We start from the raw sequence: 1697 nt of genomic DNA on the forward strand, positions 1-1697 counted from the left end.
CGACGGCATCGCCACGCTGCTGCTCAACCGGCCGAAGGTGCGCAACGCCATCGACGACGCCATGCGCGCCGACCTCGTCGCGCTGCTCGACCGCATCGCCCGCGACGATGCGATCCGGGCCGTGGTGGTCACCGGCCAGGGCGCCGCCTTCTGCGCTGGCGGCGACATCAAGGGCATGCGGGAGCGCATGGCGGCGCCGGCCGGCGAGGTGGCGATCAACGGCTGGCGGCGCCAGCAGCGCACCCACCACGCCATCGCCGCGCTGCACACCCTGCCGAAGCCAACCATCGCCGCGGTCAACGGCCCGGCCACCGGCCTCGGCTGCGACGTCGCGCTGGCCTGCGACTTCGTCGTCGCGGCCGACAGTGCCACGCTCGCCATGAGCTACATCCATCGCGGACTGATCCCCGATGGCGGCGGCATGTACTTCCTGCCGCGGCGCGTGGGCCTGGCCCGCGCCAAGGAGCTGGTCTTCACCGGCCGCACCCTGACCGCCACTGAGGCGCTGGCGATCGGCATGATCGAGCGCGCCACCACCCCTGACGCCCTGCTGCCCGAAGCCCTCGCCTGGGCATGCGAGCTGTCCGCCGGCTCTCTTGCGGCCCTGGCGCTGGCCAAGACCACGATGAACCAGAGCTTCGAGCTTCCGGTCGAGCAGGTCTTCGCACAGGGCAGCCAGGCCCAGGCGATCTGCTACTCGACCCGGGAGCACCAGGAGTCAGTCACCGCCTTCCTGGCGAAGTCCGCCGAGCGGGGGCGCGCGGCATGAGCGCGATCGGCAAGCTAGTCCGACCGTCGAGCATCGCCGTCATTGGCGCCTCGGCCGACCCGACCAAGATGACCGGCCGCCCCGTCGGCTATCTGCAGAAGCACGGCTTCGCCGGCGCCATCTGGCCGGTGAACCCGCGGGCATCGAGCATCGCCGGGCTGCCCTGCTACGCCGATGTCGCCGCGCTGCCGGCGGCCCCCGATGTCGGCATCGTCCTGGTCGGCCCCGACCGCGCCGAGCAGGCGGTTCGCGACCTTGCAGCGCGCGGCGCGGCGGCGGCCATCGTGCTGGCCAGCGGCTATGGCGAGGCGAGCCCGGAAGGCGCCGCTCGCCAGTTGGCGCTGCGCCAGGCCGCCGGCAGCATGCGGCTGCTGGGCCCCAACACGATCGGCCTAGTCAACCTGACCGACGGCATCATGCTCTCCGCCTCCGGTGCGCTCGAGGTCGAGGGCCTGCCGCCGGGCCGGGTCTCGCTGGTCTCGCAGAGCGGCGGCATCCTGGGCTCGCTGCTGTCGCGCGCCGCCGACCGCGGCATCGGCTTCGCCAAGCTGGTCTCGACCGGTAACGAGGCCGACCTCGACAGCGCCGACTTCATCGAGCACCTGCTGGACGACGACGCCACCGCGGTGATCGCGGTCTACATGGAAGGGCTGCGCCGGCCGGGGGCCTTCCGCCGTGCCGCGCTACGGGCCGCCGCGCTCGGCAAGCCCATCGTGGTTTTCAAGGTCGGGCGGTCGGAATCGGGCGGCCGCGCCGCGGCCTCCCATACCGGGGCGATGGCCGGGGCGGACAGGATGTACGACGCCTTCTTCCGCCAGCTCGGCGTCATCCGCGCCGAGACCTTCGCCGACTTGCTCGACATCCCCGGCGCCTTGGCCTGCGGCCGGCGTGCCGCCGGCCGGCGGGTAGCAATCCTGACCTCGACCGG

General features: G+C 73.0%; 2 protein-coding genes. Both read left to right on the top strand.

Annotated elements, in window-relative coordinates; translation table 11 throughout:
• Nucleotides 1–7: 7 nt before the first annotated feature.
• The gene (locus E2C06_RS36325) at nucleotides 8–769 is read left to right on the top strand and encodes an enoyl-CoA hydratase/isomerase family protein (protein WP_241671634.1); all 762 of its coding nucleotides are present in this window, start codon (nucleotides 8–10) and stop codon (nucleotides 767–769) included.
• The coding region (locus E2C06_RS36330; protein WP_193560544.1) for a CoA-binding protein at nucleotides 766–1697 on the top strand (932 nt) is incomplete at its 3' end. The genes E2C06_RS36325 and E2C06_RS36330, both read left to right, overlap by 4 nt.

The organism is Dankookia rubra, from assembly GCF_004355005.1.
Taxonomy (GTDB): domain Bacteria; phylum Pseudomonadota; class Alphaproteobacteria; order Acetobacterales; family Acetobacteraceae; genus Paracraurococcus; species Paracraurococcus ruber_A.